At 28.5% G+C, this 18442-nt stretch carries 16 protein-coding genes; 7 read left to right on the top strand and 9 right to left on the bottom strand.

The annotated features are described in order from the left end of the window. Positions 1–10 precede the first annotated feature (10 nt). Complete coding sequence (locus EXC45_RS00155; protein WP_036434061.1) at positions 11–1813, bottom strand: ABC transporter ATP-binding protein; 1803 nt, start codon at positions 1811–1813, stop codon at positions 11–13. Positions 1814–2160: 347 nt separating this feature from the next. Here EXC45_RS00155 and EXC45_RS00160 point away from each other — a divergent pair, with 347 nt between their 5' ends. The 6 genes from EXC45_RS00160 (at position 2161) to EXC45_RS00185 (ending at position 9730) form a co-directional block, all read left to right on the top strand. Further along, the gene (locus tag EXC45_RS00160; protein ID WP_051616943.1) at positions 2161–3576 is read left to right on the top strand and encodes an ABC transporter ATP-binding protein; all 1416 of its coding nucleotides are present in this window, start codon (positions 2161–2163) and stop codon (positions 3574–3576) included. Beyond that, positions 3566–4405, top strand: coding sequence for an ABC transporter permease (locus EXC45_RS00165; protein WP_036434063.1), 840 nt, complete (start codon positions 3566–3568; stop codon positions 4403–4405). Before EXC45_RS00160 ends, EXC45_RS00165 begins: the two co-directional genes overlap by 11 nt. Then, positions 4398–5186: an ABC transporter permease gene (locus EXC45_RS00170; protein ID WP_036434065.1), complete on the top strand. Its 789-nt coding sequence runs from the start codon at positions 4398–4400 to the stop codon at positions 5184–5186. Before EXC45_RS00165 ends, EXC45_RS00170 begins: the two co-directional genes overlap by 8 nt. 5 nt (positions 5187–5191) lie before the next feature. Beyond that, a complete protein-coding gene (locus EXC45_RS00175; protein ID WP_036434067.1) occupies positions 5192–7165 on the top strand; it encodes a type 2 periplasmic-binding domain-containing protein in 1974 nt (657 codons plus the stop codon). A 76-nt stretch (positions 7166–7241) separates the two neighbouring features. Further along, a complete protein-coding gene (locus tag EXC45_RS00180; RefSeq protein WP_036434070.1) occupies positions 7242–8759 on the top strand; it encodes a phospholipase D-like domain-containing protein in 1518 nt (505 codons plus the stop codon). 65 nt (positions 8760–8824) lie between these two features. Beyond that, positions 8825–9730, top strand: coding sequence for a hypothetical protein (locus EXC45_RS00185; RefSeq protein ID WP_036434072.1), 906 nt, complete (start codon positions 8825–8827; stop codon positions 9728–9730). Between the two features lie 56 nt (positions 9731–9786). On the opposite strand, the gene EXC45_RS00190 is transcribed toward EXC45_RS00185, so the two are convergent. From EXC45_RS00190 to EXC45_RS00210, 5 genes are all read right to left on the bottom strand, one after another. Continuing rightward, entirely contained in the window at positions 9787–12456 is a 2670-nt protein-coding gene (locus EXC45_RS00190) for a PTS transporter subunit IIABC (protein WP_036434074.1), read from the bottom strand. Positions 12457–12582: 126 nt separating this feature from the next. Then, a complete protein-coding gene (locus EXC45_RS00195) occupies positions 12583–12864 on the bottom strand; it encodes a hypothetical protein (RefSeq protein ID WP_051616944.1) in 282 nt (93 codons plus the stop codon). Between the two features lies 1 nt (position 12865). Beyond that, positions 12866–13297 (bottom strand): single-stranded DNA-binding protein, encoded by a 432-nt coding sequence (locus EXC45_RS00200; protein WP_036434079.1) that lies wholly within the window; start codon positions 13295–13297, stop codon positions 12866–12868. 66 nt (positions 13298–13363) lie between these two features. Continuing rightward, positions 13364–13630 carry a 30S ribosomal protein S20 gene (gene rpsT, locus EXC45_RS00205; protein ID WP_036434081.1) on the bottom strand — a complete coding sequence of 89 codons (267 nt, stop codon included), beginning with the start codon at positions 13628–13630 and terminating at the stop codon, positions 13364–13366. A 67-nt stretch (positions 13631–13697) separates the two neighbouring features. Then, positions 13698–15593, bottom strand: coding sequence for a type 2 periplasmic-binding domain-containing protein (locus EXC45_RS00210; RefSeq protein ID WP_036434083.1), 1896 nt, complete (start codon positions 15591–15593; stop codon positions 13698–13700). A gap of 148 nt (positions 15594–15741) precedes the next feature. Between EXC45_RS00210 and EXC45_RS00215 the strand changes: the two genes are divergently transcribed. Continuing rightward, positions 15742–17334, top strand: coding sequence for an MAG5620 family putative phospho-sugar mutase (locus EXC45_RS00215; RefSeq protein ID WP_036434084.1), 1593 nt, complete (start codon positions 15742–15744; stop codon positions 17332–17334). A 27-nt stretch (positions 17335–17361) separates the two neighbouring features. Here the strand turns inward: EXC45_RS00215 and nusG are convergent, their stop codons facing one another. Genes nusG through rpmG form a run of 3 tightly spaced genes read right to left on the bottom strand, consistent with a single transcriptional unit; the run spans position 17362 to position 18352 of the window. Continuing rightward, the gene (gene nusG, locus EXC45_RS00220; protein ID WP_036434086.1) at positions 17362–17970 is read right to left on the bottom strand and encodes a transcription termination/antitermination protein NusG; all 609 of its coding nucleotides are present in this window, start codon (positions 17968–17970) and stop codon (positions 17362–17364) included. 10 nt (positions 17971–17980) lie between these two features. Then, complete coding sequence (gene secE, locus EXC45_RS00225) at positions 17981–18202, bottom strand: preprotein translocase subunit SecE (RefSeq protein WP_036434089.1); 222 nt, start codon at positions 18200–18202, stop codon at positions 17981–17983. A 3-nt stretch (positions 18203–18205) separates the two neighbouring features. Continuing rightward, positions 18206–18352: a 50S ribosomal protein L33 gene (gene rpmG, locus EXC45_RS00230; RefSeq protein ID WP_084272194.1), complete on the bottom strand. Its 147-nt coding sequence runs from the start codon at positions 18350–18352 to the stop codon at positions 18206–18208. Positions 18353–18442: the final 90 nt, after the last annotated feature.

Raw genomic sequence — 18442 nt, forward strand, 5'->3', positions numbered from 1 at the left:
AAATTCCTTTCTATTGCATTGTTTGGTTTAAAAAAACTTGATTGTATCAATCGCAGTTTTGAAGTAACTCTTCATGAGTTCCTTGACCGATCATTTTTCCTTTTTCTAAAACAATAATTTGATCTGCGTGTTTGATTGAATTAATTTTTTGGGAAATAATAATAGTAGTACATTGATAATATTTTTTGATATTTTCAATTAAGTTCTTAGTTGTAATATTATCTAAAGCTGAAGTTGAATCATCTAAAATAAGCACTTTTGGATTAAGTAGTAAAGTACGAGCAATTGAAAGACGTTGTTTTTGTCCTCCTGAAAGATTTTTACCTCCTTGAACAATTTCATGTTCAAGAGCTTTTTCAAATCCGTAAACAAAATCATACGCACAAGCGGCTTTTAAAGCTTTATCAATTTCTTCATTGGTTGCTTTAGGGTTAGCAAAAAGTAAGTTATCACTAATTGTTCCTGAATAAAGAAGAGCTTCTTGATAGACAATTCCAACCTTAGAGTGTAATTCGCTAGTATTAATGGTTGAAACTTCTAAATCAGAAATTTTAACACTTCCTTCTTTAAGTTTCATATTATTAACAATTAAGTTAGCAATGGTGCTTTTACCTGAACCAGTAGGTCCAATAATTCCTAAAGTTTGATATGAAGGAATACTAAAATTAATGTTCTCAATAGCATATTCTTTTGATGTTTCAAAGTATTTGAAATTTACATCTTTAAAAGCAATTGAAAAATCATCTTTTTCAAATTTATGTCCATTTTCTACAAATAAATTGATGTAATCTTTGTAGTAAATTTCGCTATAACGTTTAGCTGAAACTCTAGCTTTTACCATTGTTCCTAAAAATTGTGCAAAAATGATAATTCCAAATGAGATTAATACTTCATATTCGACAAACACATTTAATTTAGCTACCACTTGTGGATCGGGCTTAACTCCAGCGTTAAGCACGTCTAAAGCCCCAAGATAATAAATAAGAACAATAATTAAGTTAATAATCACAAAAAAGGCTGGTGTTCCAATTGAAAAGTATTTTCAAATTTTACTTTCAACTTTATATCAACGATTATTTGAGATGTCAAACTTTTCTTTTTGTTTGCTTTGAAGATTATATACTTTAACAACTCTAGCACCATTGATTGTTTCACTAACATCTTTGGTGATGTAATCTAAATTAACTCTATTTTTACGAATTAACTTGTAAGTATTCATAAAAATGAAGATCAAAATTGCGATGTTTACTGGAATTGCCACAACAATTGATCATGACAATTTCACATCAGTTAAAAGAGCAAATACAAATCCAACAATAATAAACAACGGAGCTTTAATTAAAGCGCTAGTTGCACTAATTAAAAAATCTCAATATTGAGCAATATCATTTGAGATCCGATTAATTAAACTTTCTTTAGTTAAATCAGAAATATCTTTTAAACTCAGTTTTTGGTATTTTCTAAATAATTCATTACGATAAAACATTGATGATTGTTCACCAGCTCAAGTGGTAATTAACACTGCGGCAATGTTAGCGGCTACTGTTAAAAAGATTGCCCCTAAAGTAATGGCGGTTAAATGAATTAATATTTCACTTTGATTGTTATTTGATAATAACACAACTCTTTCAAACAAAACAACCTCAAAATGCACATTTAAATTCATTCCTGGTTTTTGTGTTAATATCGGAAGATATTGAGCAAGTAAAATGGGAATGATCATTGTTCCAATAATGTTAATTAAAATAAAGAAAATACCATATAAAAATAACATTTTTGTTTTCGTTGGAAGCAACTTAAACATTTTAAACATCAATACCTCCTTAAATATAAATTTTATTATATCAAATTAGGAATTAAAGAGCACTAAAAGCACTGTTTATTGCTTAAAAAAGTAAAAGAAGGAATAGATGCTTTTAATTGATAATTTCTTGTATTTTTTGCATATATTTTTAGACATTTTCTATAAAATTGTTTTTATGAAAAACTCAATTAAATTTATTATCAAATTGCTAACCAAATTTGTATTAATAAACTTTTGTTGTTTACAATATCCAACCTTAAAATTTATCATTTCTGAATACAGTGATGATATCTTTGATACTGCCTCCCCTATAGCTTTGTTTTAGAAAAAAATAAACTATAGAAAGGAAAAATATAATGTCTCAAAATAATACACAAACTTTAACTGTATCAACTGATTCAAAGTTTCGTAATCGTCAAAAGAGCGACAACATTGTTGAGCTTATTGAAGTAGTTAAAGAATACGGTGATAAAACCGTTTTAAAAGAAGTTGATTTAAAAATTAAAAAAGGTGAATTTGTCACTTTACTTGGACCTTCAGGAAGTGGAAAAACCACTATTTTAAGATTGCTTGGAGGATTTGAATGAGCCACACGTGGTGAAGTTAAATTTAATGGACTAGATATTAAAGATTTACCACCTCATAAAAGAAACTTATCAACCATTTTTCAAGATTATGCACTTTTTCCGCATTTAAACGTTTGAGGAAATATTGCTTTTGGTCTTAAGCTTAAAAAAGTGAAAAAAGAAATTATTAACCAGAAACATGTGGAATTACTTAAACAAAAAACTGAAAAATGAACAAAAATTGCCAACGAAAAAATGCAAAAATTAGATCGTTTGCAAGAAGAATATGAACAACAACTTGAAAGTTTAACACCTGGAACAAGACAATGAAAAAAACTTCAAGATTGACTTGATGATTCAGACTTTACTTATTCATATTGAGAAAGTTATGTTCAACAAAAAACAATTGATTTTGAAAATAAATACTTCAAACGTAAAATGACTGCTAAAGAGCTTGAAGATAAAATTAGCAAAATCATTGAAGTAGTAGGTCTTAAAGGCAATGAAAACAAAGCTATTTCACAACTTTCTGGAGGAATGAAACAACGGGTAGCGCTTGCTCGTTCGCTTGTGCTTGAGCCTGAAATTTTACTTTTAGATGAACCTCTTTCAGCGCTTGATGCTAAAATTAGACAAAAAATGCAAGTTCTTCTTAGAACTATTCAAAAAGAATTGGGAATTACTTTCGTGTTTGTTACTCACGATCAAGATGAAGCACTTGAACTTTCAGATCGTGTAGCAGTTATGCGTGATGGAAAAATTGAACAATATGACACTCCTAAAATGATTTATGATTACCCAGTTAATATTTGAGTGGCTAAATTCATTGGAGATTCAAATATTTTCAATACTCGTTTTGTGAGTGAAGATCGAGTCTCAATTTTAGGAAAATCATTTAAAACTATTCACCGTCAAAAAGATTTTGAAGGACAAGAACAAATTGATGCTTTAATTCGTCCAGAAGATATTAATATGGTAGTTGAAACCAAAAACCCTGACGATAAAATTGTTGGAACAATAGCTGAAATTACTTATCGTGGAAGTTATTACTACATTACTGTAGAAACTGCTGATAAACACAAAATTTATGTTGAAACTTCAGAAAAATTCCAAGAAGGGCAAACTGTTTACTTAAGTTGAACTATTGATTCAATTCATTTAATGCCTAAAGATTCAAAATGGGATTACAATAGCAATGTTTTCTAATTTGTTAGTGAAATTTAACTTAAGTAAACGTACTTCTTTATTAATTCCGTATGCAATTGTGGCTTTATTGTTAATTGTCTTACCAATGATTTTGATTTTATCTAAAGCCTTTGCTAATAATGGAGCTGAATTTGATAATTGAGAAATTGTCAAAAGTTCACATACTTGAAGAATTATTTTAAGAAGTTTAAATGCTGGAATTTTTGCTTCAATAATTTGTTTGATTATTGCTTTGCCATATGCATATTTTGTAGCTACTAGTAAATCAAAAGTATTTCAAATTTATGCACTCAGTTTAGTAGTTTCTCCACTTGCAATTTTCACAATTGCTCGTATTTATGCACTTAGAAGTTTGTTTCAACTTATTTTTGCTAGCGATATTAATTCGCTTAATTCATTATGATTTATTATTACAGGACTTGTGTATTTAAACTTACCATTAATGGTTATGCCTCTTTATACAGTCTTTAAAGACATGCCTAAAAACATTATTGAAGCAAGTAATGATTTAGGGAATAATACTTTTAGAACTTTTATTAGAGTTATTATCCCTTATGGAACTAAGGCAATTTTAAGTGGTTTTGCTATGATCTTTTTAGCAAGTGCAACTACTTTTGTGGTTTCACAAAAATTACTTCCAGATTCATCACAACTTCAATTAATTGGAAATCAAATTAACGAAAAAATTAATCCTGGTAACCAATTTAATCTTTCTTCTGGTTCTGCTCTTGTTATTGTTGTTAGTGGAATTTTCATTTCAATTTACGCTTTAGCATTAGTGGTGCCTCGAATTATTTTCTTCCTTAAAAAAGGAGCACAATATGAATAAAGTGACTGCTTTTTTAAAACGTTCTTATGTGATGATTATTTTAGCGGTAGTATACATTCCGCTTGTTACTGGTGCTGTATTTAGTTTTAATAAACCAATTAAAGGTCAATATAACTCACTTTGAACTGGATTTACCTGAGAGAATTGAAAAACTCTTTTTGATGAGCGTAGAGATGTTGCCTTTGTAAATACTCTTCTTATTGCTATTGTTGTAGGTTTTTTAGTGGTTACCTTATCAATTTTGACCGCTTATGCTTTATATAGACAGCAAAACAAAGTGGTACGTTCATTTGTTAACTCTACTTCTAAAATTCCACTTGTAAACCCAGATAACATCACTGCTTTAGGGTTAGTGCTTGTGTTTGCGGCTTTTTTAGGAATTATTGGAGTTGAAAAAGAAGGTCTTTTAAGGGTTATAGTTGGTCATACTGTGATGATTTTACCTTATGGTCTTTCGCTAGCTATTCCTCGAAGCGAAAAGTTCAATAACAATTTATATGAAGCAGCTCAAGATTTAGGCTACAACAAGTTTTTTGCTTGACTTAGAACCTATTTCATGTACATGATGCCTTCTATTTTAATGATTGCCATTGTTTCAACTGTACTTAGTTTTGATGATTACATCATCACTCATGTTGTGTCTAATGCCTCAACTTTAGGTACAAAAATGTATGAAGGAGAATTTAAACCTTGAGGTTTAGTTCTTGGAACTGTTATTTTGTTTTTTGTAATTGCTGGAAATATCGTATACACATTCTTTAAGGTTAAAAAAGAAAAATAGCGAAAATGAAATTATTCAAGAAAATTTTAGTTGGAGTAACTGCTTTAGGTTCTTTAACTGGTTTAGCTGGAATAATTGCTTATAAAACAACTCATAATTTCCAACCAAGCTTTTACAATTACAAATCATACATGTCAACTGACAATATTGAGTTTATTGGTGAATCTTTTGAATATAAAGAATTTGATTCATTGCAACAATTTACTCGTTCACTTACAGATAATAAAGCTATTGCAGGAATTGGAAGTGATTTTCAAGCTGCTGAATTGGCTAAAAATGGGATTATTGGGAAAATTGATTATTCAGTTTTATTTAATGATCCATCACTAAAAAACAATCCTGATAAAACTAAGAAATACTTACAATTGATTTTGCACCCTCTTGTGTGAAAACATCTTGAAGGGTATGATGATTATTTAAAATACGATAATGAAGGAAATGAAGTTAACTTACATTTATGAGAATTTTATTTTCCTTATTTTATGCAAGATGCTGTTATAGCATATAACGTGGCCAAAAATCCAGTGCCACAAGAAAATGCTACTGAAGATGGTTCAATTGATTTTGAAAAATATCGTACTACTTACAAAGATAAGTTATACGATATGTCAACCATTTTAACCATTTTGTCTCAAAATGGATTTAATTATTGAAACATAACTGATGCTGTAAGAGATAATATGATTTATGGTTCAACATATTGAACCGCCCCTGAAAAGGGTGGTGATGAAGAAATTAATCGTCATTCTGGAGCTGTAACTCATTTCACTTATGCTAAATTGATCGATTCTTTTGTTAATTTAATTCAAGAAAACACTTCGTTAAAACTTAGCGATACCGATCACATTAACTTTATTGGTGATGGACTAGCTATTGTTAATAATTTAATTCACCCTGCTTTAAATGTTAATGTTGCCATTATGTATAATGGTGATGCTATTGACTCATATTATGGAGCTGATAACGTTGATGGAGTTAAAGATGGTGATATTAGAGTTATACGACCAAAAGGAAATTTACTTTTAACTGACGGTTTTGTTATCTCTTCACAAATTTCAGAGCAAAAAGCACAAGAAGTTACCATAAGTGTACGTGAAAGTATCTATCAAAGAGTGCCTGAATTGGTTAAAATTATTGAAACTTTTGATCAAGAAAATTTCTTGGGCGAAATCACTCAAGAAAAAATTGATTTAATTAAAGAAAAAACATTAGCTTTAACTTGAAAAGACCTTCAAAGTATATACTTGGAAAAATATTTTGAAAATAGTTCATATTTAAAAGCTAATTTAGCTACATTTATGGAACTTTTACATAACAAAGTTGATTTATCAAAACCTCAAAATCAACAAGTGCTCGAACGTTTTTACTTTGAAGAGGAAAATGAAGATCAAAGTGATTTTCACATCAATCCTTATCCATATATTATTAAAGAGTATCTTAATGAACAATTTGGTGAAATTTTAGATAATACATCTGAAAAAGTTGTCTCACTTTACAAGCAAGATCAAAATATCAATAAACTTAAAGAAATTCTAGTTTCATACATTAAATCAAATTCATTTAGTGACTATATCTTTGCGATTTTAGTGCGTGAAATTGAAAAATGAAGCAATGAAGATTATTTTACTGAAGAAATATATTCTTCAGTTGAAAACACTAAAGATTTCTTACTTGATTTAGTATCTTGAAAACTTGCTTTAGTAGATATTTCTTCTGATGAATTAGCTGATGAAATATCGCAAAACTGAAGAAATCTACAAAATTATGACTATGTTAACTATGATGCAACTTTAATAAATGAATATGAATTTATTCGTCGTAATTACTTTGCTGATTTTCTTGATAAAGTAGATCAGATTGCTTTGCAAATTTATGACATTGATATTAAAGATGGTATCGATCGTGTTGATATTAAACCAATTGATAACAAATTGCGCAGTTTAGTTAATGATTATTACTATAAACGCACAAAAGGATAAGCACTTTTTAGTGCTTTTTTTGTGCAAAAAATGATCATCTCAAACTAATTTTTTTCAAATAATGTAAAATTAAAATATGAAAAAATTCAACTTTAATTTTGGTCGTTTTTTATTGTTTTTGCAATTTTTCATTCTTTTTGGAGCCTTTATTGCTTTGGTTGTATTTTTAGTTTATAACATTGATTACAAATATGTTTATTTAGGCGTTGCATCCGTTTATTTGCTTAACACTATTTTTGTTTTAATTGTGTATAGCCAACAACGACCAACTGGAGCAAAATTAAGTTGAATTTATGTTTTTATTATTTTCCCTTTTTTTGGACATCTCATGTTTTTGGTTTTTGGTTTGGTTTTTCGTAATTCCAACGAAGAACATATTAGCAAAGAACCTCAATTTGATTTAAACTCATATGTAGAAAACCAAACTATTGAAAATCAACACCGTTACCCTAAAACTTTAAGTTATTTAGAAACTTTGGATAATAATTATTCATTACCAGGCAACATAAAATTATTTAATGAAGGATATGAGTTTTATTTAGATTTATTCAAAGAACTTAAAGAAGCAAAAGAAAGTATTTTTATTGTTTCTTATATCATCAAAAATTCTGAAATTTTCGATTCATTATTCAAAATAATCAAACAAAAACTTGATGAAGGAGTTAAAATAAAATGAATTTTAGATGATTTTGGAGTTATGTATTCACCAAAAAGAAAAATCAAAAAGCTCAAGTCTAAAGGACTCGAATACAAAATTTTAGGAAAGATTTATTACCCTTTCATTAATGCCAAAAGCTTTTCACGAAACCACGAAAAACTCTTTATTATTGATTCTAAAACTGTTTATACAGGTGGAAATAACATCTCGGATGAATACGATTCATTAGCCAAAAAATACGGTCACTGAGTTGATATTAATTATAAATTAGATGGTCCAATTATTAATAAGTATAATTTGCATTTTGCAAAGTTTTGAAAAATAGTATCTGGTGAAAATATTATTGCTAAAGCAAATGATTTTTGTAAGAATTACGAAAACTTAAACAATTATAAAAACGATCTAATTCAAGTTACAGATTCTCCAAATTTATCTTATTCTACAGCAGAATATTATTGAATTAAAATGATTAGCAATGCCAAAAAAGAAATTAAAATTGCAACTCCTTATTTTGCAATTTCTGAAGCATTAAAAACAGCGATTATCTTAGCTTTGAAAAGTAATGTAAAAATCACAATTTATTTCCCTGGATTACCTGATAAAAAATTAATTCATAAAATTTCGTTATCACAGCTTGGCAAGTTACAAAAACTTGGATTAGAAATTAAGATTTATCAAGAAGTGTTTATGCATTCAAAAATGGGCCTTGTTGATGGAAAAGTGGCTTGAATTGGCTCAAATAACATGGATAATCGTAGTTTATATTCTCAATATGAAACTATGGACATTTTAGCTGGAGAAGCTTTAAAAGAAATTGAAAGCGTTTTTAATTTTTATGATCAAAAAACAACTAATTTAAAAGATGTGCCAAACTTAAACTACAAATGAAACAAATTTGAAAAATTCTTATTTGATTGAATGAAACCTTTAATTTAATAAGGTTTCTTTTTTAAAATTTATTATAATTAATTTTATTTATATAAACAATAATTAGGAGAAAAATGAAATTAAAAAACAAATTGTTATTAGGGCTAACATTCAGCACGCCGCTAGCTAGTGCTATGCTTGCTTCATGCAATCAAACCCAAACTCAAAAAGATAACCAAAACGAAAAAGAAGACAATTCAAGTAAAACAGATACTTCAGACACACCTTCATCTAATGCTGATAGTACTCAAAATTCAAACTCAACAAATACTCAACCATCAACACCTAACAATAGTAACGATACCAGTTCAACCCCAACTCAAACATCAACTTCTCCAACAGATAATAAAACAAGCGAAGAACAACCAAAACTAGAAGAACCAAAACAACCTGAACCAAATTCACCTTCTGAATCAGAAGAGCCTTCTAAAGATGCTGAAAATACAGAAGCTAAATTAGCTGCTCTAAATGCTCAAGAACATATTACAATTAATGGAAATCATATGAGCATTGAAATGTATTATAACAGTGATGTGTCTTTTGGAAATGTTTATAAAGAGATGGAAAAATTTGTACCTCAACTTAAACAAATTTTCGAGTTTATCAAACTAAAAAACTATTCACCCGATTTAACTTTTACTATCCACTATCAACAAGATGGTTCTCGAAAAAACAAAGATACTAACAATTATGTACATTATCATTTAGATGCAACTAATAATTTCACTTATGAAGATATTATGAATGAAGTATTATATAAATCTGCTTACGATGATAAAGATAACAACTTTGTTTTCAGCCTTGATTATTTCAAAAACAATTTTGATTCAGTAATGGAAGATTTATATCATGGAACTTATGTTTTAGGTTTTTATCAACCAAAAAATTATGATGCTAAAAGAGCTGAAAAAGGACTTAGTGTTATTTTAGAATACCAAACTCTTTTTGGTAAAAACGGAACAGAAACAATCAAAGAATAAGAGTTTTCCATATTTTTGCATAAAAAAACATCTCAAATTATTTGAGATGTCATTTTTTATCTAACTTCTAATACTGTATCTGATGTTGATACTGAGCTTGGTTGTTTAACAAATGTTAAATCTTTGTGTGTGCTTTCGTTAAGAACAACTACAATAGGAGAACTTTTAATATTTTTTTCTTTAAGGAAGTTTAAATCAACTTTAGCAAGTAAATCACCTTTTTTAACTGTGTCACCTACTTTAACAAAGTTTTCAAATCCTTGACCATTTAAAGTAACTGTATCAATTCCAATGTGAACTAATACTTGTACCCCTTCAGCGGTTTCAATACCATAAGCATGTTTTGTTTCAAAAACAACACTTAAAGTTCCATCCACAGGTGCATAAACTTCACCGATGTTTGAATCTTTAAATTCAACAGCGAATCCTTCACCCATCATTTTAGCTGAAAAGACACCATCATTTACATCTTCAAGCTTAATTAAATCTCCATTTGCAACAGAGTTAATTAACACTGGTGTAGCAAGTTTGTTATTGTTTGTTTGCTTTTGTGCTTGATTGTTTGATTGTAAGTTTTCTGACATTGATGAACCTTCCATTGAAGAATTAGCAGTTAATTTAGCTAATGCTTCACGAGAATTTCTAATTTTGATATTAATTTGTTCTGCAGCTGGTCCAAAAATAGCTTGCACATGATTGCTTCCCTCACGTTTAATAGCTACAGCTCCAGCGGCTTTAAGTTTGTCTTCATTGACCAAATTCATATCTTTAATATCATATCTTAATCTTGAAGCACAGTTGTTGAAAGCTGTAATATTATCTACTCCACCAAAACCTTCAACAATAGCGATTGTTTGAGGGTCTAACTCATTTTTGTTGCTTTTGTTTTTCCCTTTAAGGTAATCAGCTTTAGTAAATAATTTAACTGTATCTCCTCTTCCTGGAGTTTTAAGATCTTTGTATTTAATTCAGAAGTAGAAGAATCCAAAGTATAATGGGGCATAGAATAATCCTACAACAAAAGTTCAGTAGAAGTTAGTTCCTTTAGCAAGAGGAACAATACCATAAATTGTTAAGTCTAAAAGACCTCCTGAGAAAATCATTGGAATGTGCACTCCTAAAAGGTTTGCAAGCATAAATGATATTCCTGCAAAAAAGGCATGGAATCCTCAGAATAAGAATGGTGATAAGAATAAGAATGTGAATTCAATAGGTTCTGTAACTCCAGTTACAATTGTAGTAATTGCACTTGGAAGTACAGCACTAAGAGCTACTTTTCTATTTTCTTTTGGTGCAGCAAATACCATTGCTAATGCAGCTGCTGGAAGACCAAACATCATGAATGAGAATTTTCCATCAGCAAATCTTCCGGCTTTAATTCCTAATTGATCCGCAATAAAGTGGAAAATAGGTGTTGCTTGACTAGCTGATACTTTTCCGTCAACTACAACTGGGTACACAATAGTATTAAAGTTAAGCTTTAAAATGTTAACAGACATAGTTGAATCCCCAACGAATTTGTTAGGTTCAGCTGCAACAATATTAAGAAGGTTTCTTAAATCTTGATATACTGGATTGGTCATTAATTCATTAACTGCTTCAGGTGAAAGAGTTTTAACTCATTCCCCAAGACTGTAATTTAAACTTCCTCCAGCATCTGAGTATCAAAGTGGTGAGTAGAACACATGGTGAAGACCAAAAGGAACTAAACTTCTTTCGATGAATCCGAAAATAAGTGATTCAAATCCGTAAGGAATTTTTCCAAGTGAGTTACCAAACACACTAAGAGCATATCCGACTCATGGTCATAAAATTAAGAAAATAAATGCCATAAGTGCAGCAAAAGGAACGGTTATAATAGCAACAAATCTTTTTCCAGCAAAAAACGAAATAACTCCTGGAAGTTGAATTGTGTGGAATCTATTATAAAGATATTGAACTAAAAGTCCAATTGCAATACCTCCAAACACTGATGTTTGAAGAGATGTGATTCCTAAAGATTTACCTACTAATTTTTCTAATAGTAACGGATCTCTTCCGGCACCACTAAATAAGATGTTGTATCCATGCATTTGTTTAATGGTTGAAGTTAATGCAATTCCATTAACACTAAAGTGAGTTGTCCCATCTTTAACCATTACATCAACAGCTGAATTATTAAGTTTAAATGGAACAACTGCTGCATCTTGACCAGGAATGTTTTGAACTTGGTAAGCAACATTGTTGTGAACAAAAACTTCATAACTTACATTGTTAAAGTTTGCATCTTTTGTAGAAATTAAATAAACTACATTGTTAGTGTTTTCATAGTTGAAAGTTTCGTTTGTGTAGACATCCTTAATGAAAACTGATTGAATTGCTAAAAATGTAGCAAATCCAATAACTGTAGCAAAAACGGCAACCCCAGCATCGTCAGTGAAAGCAATAACAAAAGCAATGGCAAATAAAAGTGGTAAAAATGAGAATACTGGGTCCCCAAGCATTTGGATGAAAATACCAAATGTTCTTAATGCTTCATTGCCACCTGCGTTACTTGCAATCGCTGATCCAACACCAAGCCATAATCCTGAAATGGCCATAATTGAAATAGGCAACATGAAAGCACCAGAAATTTTTCCAAGCACTTTTCTAAGATTGCTGTTTCCGCTATTGTCTAAATTTCTTTTTTGTTTGCGAGAAAATAGTGATTTTACTTTTTCTAGCGAATTATTAAGCAATTTAGTCATTTTTTCTCCTTTCTTTTTTAATTACACAACGCATTTTTATGCGTTAAATATATTTTAAATAATTTTGAAACTCTAAAAAATTAATAAAAAATAAAATGTGGAAACTGTCCACATTTAAATATTTTATTACACAAAAATTTTTACAAATAAAGATATAAATATGATAAAAGAAACAACTGCTCCAAAAATAGGTGAATTATATTTCATTCTTTCTCAAGAAGGTAAATATAATCCTGTTTGCTCATAACGGAGATGTTTTTTTTGCGGATTGTTTTTGCGATATTCTTGAAGTTGCTTTTCTTTGAAATTGCTAATTGCTCTTGGAGAATAATAACGGTATAAAAAAATAAATAGTATTCCTAAAATAAAAAATAAAATTGAAAACACAATATATACAGTTAAATTCATTTTAATTTTCTCCTTTTTTGGGTAATTTAAAAGTTTCTTTGGTTGAGTTATCTAAATGAAAATCAAATTTTTGATATAAAAACGGGTCAACAACATCTACATTAATAAAAATAGGACGCATTGAATTTTCTTCACGGAATGAAAAGGCCTTAATGGTAGTAGCTTCTACAACAAAAGCCACATTAATATTATCTTGTCGGTCAGCAAAATACTTAGCTTCAACTATTTGCCCTTCTAAATAAATGAGGGAATTTTTAGTTAAAAAATCTCTAACAAAAGCGGCTGTTTTATTTCAACAAATAATTGGAATAAAATCATCTCTTTGACCGCGATCGCTCACACGCATTCAAAAACGAGCATGATCAATACGATTAAATGTTTTAGCATAAAAAATCGGACTTGAAATACGACCTAAAAGAAATGTTTTATTCATAGCGATCTTTTTGATTATATCAAATCTAAAAGCAACAAAGTTGATAAAAAAATGTACCAAAGTACATTAGTTTTGTTTTGCTTTGTTAACAAAGTCATCTAAACGTGAGTGTTTTCTTGCACCTTTGTTAGCGTGGAAAACACCTTTAGATACAGCTTTAGCAATAACAGAGTGAGCTTTTGCAACTAATTCATTAGCTTTAGCATCATTTGCTAAAACAGCTTCTCTAGCTTTTCTAATTGCTGTTTTAACTCTTGATTTCATAGCTGCATTTTTAACTCTAGCAGCTTCCATTTTTGCTATGCTTTTTACTTTAGATTTAATGTTTGCCATTAAAACCTCCTCTTTTTCGAATGTGTGAAAAATCTTTAATATTATATATTAAAAGTTTTTTAAAATATTAATTTTTAATTTTTTTAGTGTAATAATCATCAATAAAAGTTCTTAATCGATCAGGAACAGAATTAAGCGCTTTATGCACAACTGTAGCATAATCTCAATTATCTTTTACAGTATAAATTTCAATTGCGTGCTCATCAATTGTGTTATCTTCATTAACAAAGTAATTACGTTTGACGATTTCAAATTCAATTTCCTTACTTGGAGTGTAATTAATCAAATCAAAGTTTTCCAAGTTTTGATATTTTGTGACAAAAATATCCTCGTTATATCTACTTTCAGCAAAGTTCACGTAAGATAAAATATTAATTAATTGTTCTCAGTATTCTTCTTTATTAGTTTCTAATGTATATGATGTGCTTTCTTCGGAATTTCTTTGATTGTAAGCGTTTAATACTTTTAGTAATTGTTCTAAAATTTCTGAAGAAACACTTTCTAAATAAGTACTGTAAAAAGTCCTAAAGTTGAATAAATTATCATCGTTATATAAAGTCAATTGATAAATATTTGCTAGTTGATTAATTACTGATTGTTTTAAATTATTATCATCAAATTCTGTTAATAAACTTTCTAAATACTCTTTATAAAAGTCTGTAATTACTTCTTTGGCGGCTTTTTGTTTGATTTCTGGATTAAACTCAGTAGTGTTATTATTACTTAATTTTAAGTATTTTCTCCAAAGAGTGTTTAAATTAGCGTAAAAAGATCTCTTTAATACATCGTAAATTGGTTGTTGATGCTCTTTGGCTAAACCTTTAGAAATAATTGTCCCCTCAAGTAAAATCAAATTATTTTCCGGACGAATAATCCGGATAGTTCCATCAGGAATTTCGACACTTCCTTCTGAATTATCGCTTGAATATCAAGCATCTAATGCATCTCCGTTAAACATCAAAGCAGCACTAGAAGGAATGGCTCCTCCGTTTTTAGGTCAAATTAAATTAGTTAAAATTTTTAAACCGTCTCCATTTAAATTGATTTTATCTGAGTTGGTAATTTCATAACCGGTTGAATCTTTAACTAAAGAAGTGAAATTGTCAATTAAAGTTTTGTAGTTTGTTTCTGTTGTAGGTTGACCATAAAAATTAATATTATCTTGTGAGAAATTAGGAGAATTTATTCAATAACTAGTTCCAAAGAGCATATTATTACGTCTTGCATCAGTGATGGTTAAATTCTCAAATCCATTTTTAAATAAAGTGTTAAAAATATTAAAAAATGAATATTTTGCAACTTGTTTCTTTTCGTTTTTAGCTAACAATTCCTGATTTTGAGCTAATAATTGATCGGTTTTTTCCTTATCTTCAAAAATTGGTTGATAAGTTTTTATTTTATTATCACTTATTTTAGTTGGATTAATTCCAATAACAACATCTTGAATGTAATATGGTACCATATACTCTCATAAATGACGTGGTTCTTCAAAAAGTTCTCCATTTTCATTGGTTTTAAGCTCCTCATCATATGAAGAAAGATGTTGTCAAACACTAGGGGTATAAATAGTTTGTAAAATAACTTTGAGTTCTTCGGGATTTTCAATAGGTTTGTCTAAATCCAAAAGTTTTTGAAAGTCAATTTTTTGAATTAAATCTTTTTTAATCAGAGAGGCAATCTGAAAATCAGTTCCTACTCCTGCGTATGTTTTGTTATTGATTATAGCTCTTGAGAATTCAGTAATTTCATCAAATTCCTTATACTCAAAAACTTCATTAATGGTTTGTTTACTTAAATCACTAGCATAAGATTTATAGTTTCAAAATGCTGGATGAAATTTGTTTTTCGCCTTGTAAGTAAGGGAACCAATTGTAAGAGCACTAAGAGATCCAAGTGCTAGTATTGCGATTGTTATACGTTTAATTTTCTGCTTAAGATTGTAGTCTATTTTCTCTTTTTTCATCATTCCTTCTCTGATTAATACGGTAATTTTTTAATAATAATATTTTAAAAATAAATTAAAAAATATCTAAAAAAAAATATTTTTTTTCAGTGCTATTTTTCGGTGTAAAAAGTCAAATCGACCCCTTCAAATTGAGTATAATTGAACTATGGAAAAACAATTGAAACAAATTCAAAATTGAAAAACACTATATGAAAATGAAACTCTTGATTCGTCTTTGTTTAATTTTGAATTTCGTTTGAGTAGTTTTTATAATAGTTTTTTTCAAAAACCAACTCCTTCATTGTTTGGTATTTGTTTTGAAAGTTTCAATCCTTTTGGTTTTAACCATTTAAATTACTATACTATTTTGTATTCTGTTAAGAGTTTTTATGATTTGTTTTTAAGTAATGCTTCGAATTTAAATATTGCCTTATATTTTGATGAGCAAATTCCAGAATTCATTATTAAAAAAGTAATATCTTTTTTAAATTTGAAAAAATGTAATGTTTTTATTTTGGATTCAGCAGAAGTTAGCGTTAATGTGGTCAAAAGTTTAAATTTTTACCCACAAGATATGAATTTTTTAGTTTTTGAAAAAGAAAATAACACCGATAAGTTTTATTTAAATATTTTCAAAAATACAACTTCCTTATCAATAAATGGACAGCAAAAAGTTATTGATTATATGTTAAATGATCAAGAGTTTATTACATTTGGAACCGACGAAGTCCCAACGTATTTAAATTTAGAAAAACTTCTTATTTTGAATAAGGGAAAACAATTACAATTGGGAATAAATAAATATTTTGATTATTCTGAGTTTAAAGGTTTAATTTTAGTTGAAGACAATAGGGATTATTTATATTTAGATAATTTGATCAAAAACACCCAAATTAATTTCAAAGTAGTTCACAATAATTATTTATTTGGTTATTTTTCAAATTCAAAAAGAAATTTCTTTCAAAGTTTTTTTATTGAAAATTTTGTTACTGTTGAAGTTATTTTCTTAGTTTCCAAAGATAATCAACTTAAAGTTTTGATTAAACAAAAAAACAATTTTATTTTATTGAAAAATTATGAAGTAGCATTTTTATTTATTGATAAAGAAGTTTATAAGTGAAAAAACAATCCTCAAAATGAAGTTTTAGTGCCTCTTCAAAATCCACTTGTATTAAAACAAATGATTCAATCTTACAATTTTATCGAAGCTAAAATAGATTCTTATAAAAGCGGAAGCAATACAATTTTTGGGTATTATAATGATTTCTATATTTGTAAATATAACAATATACTACGTTTTAGTAATATTCTGATGATGTTTTTGCTTATTCAAACTTTTGTACAATATAGGCAAAATAACAATTTACTTAATTATAAATTTTTGAAAATGAAGTCTCGTTTTGGACAATATTTATACCAGAGCAGCACCATTAAAATCAATCCTGTTCACAAGGATCTTATTAGAAAAGATTTTCTATTAAAAGATGAACAAATCAATAAACATTTTGCAATTGATAAATTAAAAATAATTAATTTTGAAATTCAAAACAAAGATTACTTACTAGAAATTAAGTCACATTATTCTAAAACTAAAAAAACTTTAACTGCTAAATGAATCGTTTCTTTTGATCAAAAGTCATCTCAATTAAGTTTGTGAGGAGAATTTCATTCCAATAAAAAACTTACATTGTTAACTAAAAGAAAATTTTACTTATTACACCGTAAAATGTTAAAAAAATTTAAAACTTTAAAGATTTAAAATAAAAAAAGAGAGTTTAGCTCTCTTTTAATTATCATTTTGTGTATAAGGTCTAAGATTTTCGATACTTGTTTCAATAACCACATTTTTCCCAAATGTTTCAACAACCACTTCGGCCATGTTTGAATCAGAACTGATACTTTTGATTGTTCCTTCAGTGCCTTTGTAAGCAGTATCTTGAAACACAACAACATCACCAACTTTAAATGCAAAATAGTTTTTGTTGGTTTCAAAATCAGCTAAAGCTTCTTTTTCTTTGATTAAAGATTTGTTAATTTCTCTTTGAGTTACAGGAGTTGGTTTAGCTCCTTTCCCAGAAGAACCAACAAGTCCAGTTACATATTGAGTGTTCCGAACTACATATCAAGCTTTGTCAGTCATATCCATTTTGATAAAAATGTACCCTGGATACATGTTGACTCACTTAATTTTATACATATCTCCATTTAATTTTTTTTCTAATTCTTTAGCTGTTAAGGTAGGTTTTTTAAAAATTTTAAAAGCTCCATCTTCAGTAGCGTTAGCGTCAAATTGCTCTGAAACTTCTTCAGCAATAATTCTGTTTCTTAAGGCTTCAACAACTAAATCTTCTTTTCCTGAAATTGTTGAAACCATGTATCAGTTAAATTTTTCCATAATTCTCCTTTTAAGATAAACCTGATGATGTTCAAATATGTGTGAATGCAAATGAAACAGCAAAAACAAAGGCAGTAATAATAAGTGTGAAAACTAAAATTTTAATAAAAGCAGCAACGTTAGTTTTACTGTTAGGTCACTTGACTCTTTTGATTTCTTTAATAAACTTACGAATTCAATACCTTTTAGGTTTTTTAGCTTTTGAAGTGTTTTGTTCATTTAAATGATTCATAAATTAAACTTCTTCCTTATGAGTTGTATGTTCGTTGCAATGCGGACAGAATTTTTTTAATGTTACTCGTTTATCATTGCCATGACTTTTAGTGGTCATGTAATTTTTTCTACGGCAATTTTCACATGCGATTGATATTTTGCTTTTCATATTTGTTTATTATACAATAATTCAAAAATACGCTTAATATAATATCTTATTTGAACTTAAAAATTCACTTTTTGCTAAAATATAAAATAC

The sequence above is a fragment of the Mycoplasmopsis columboralis genome (genome assembly GCF_900660675.1).
Taxonomy (GTDB): Bacteria; Bacillota_I; Bacilli_A; order Mycoplasmatales; family Metamycoplasmataceae; genus Mycoplasmopsis; species Mycoplasmopsis columboralis.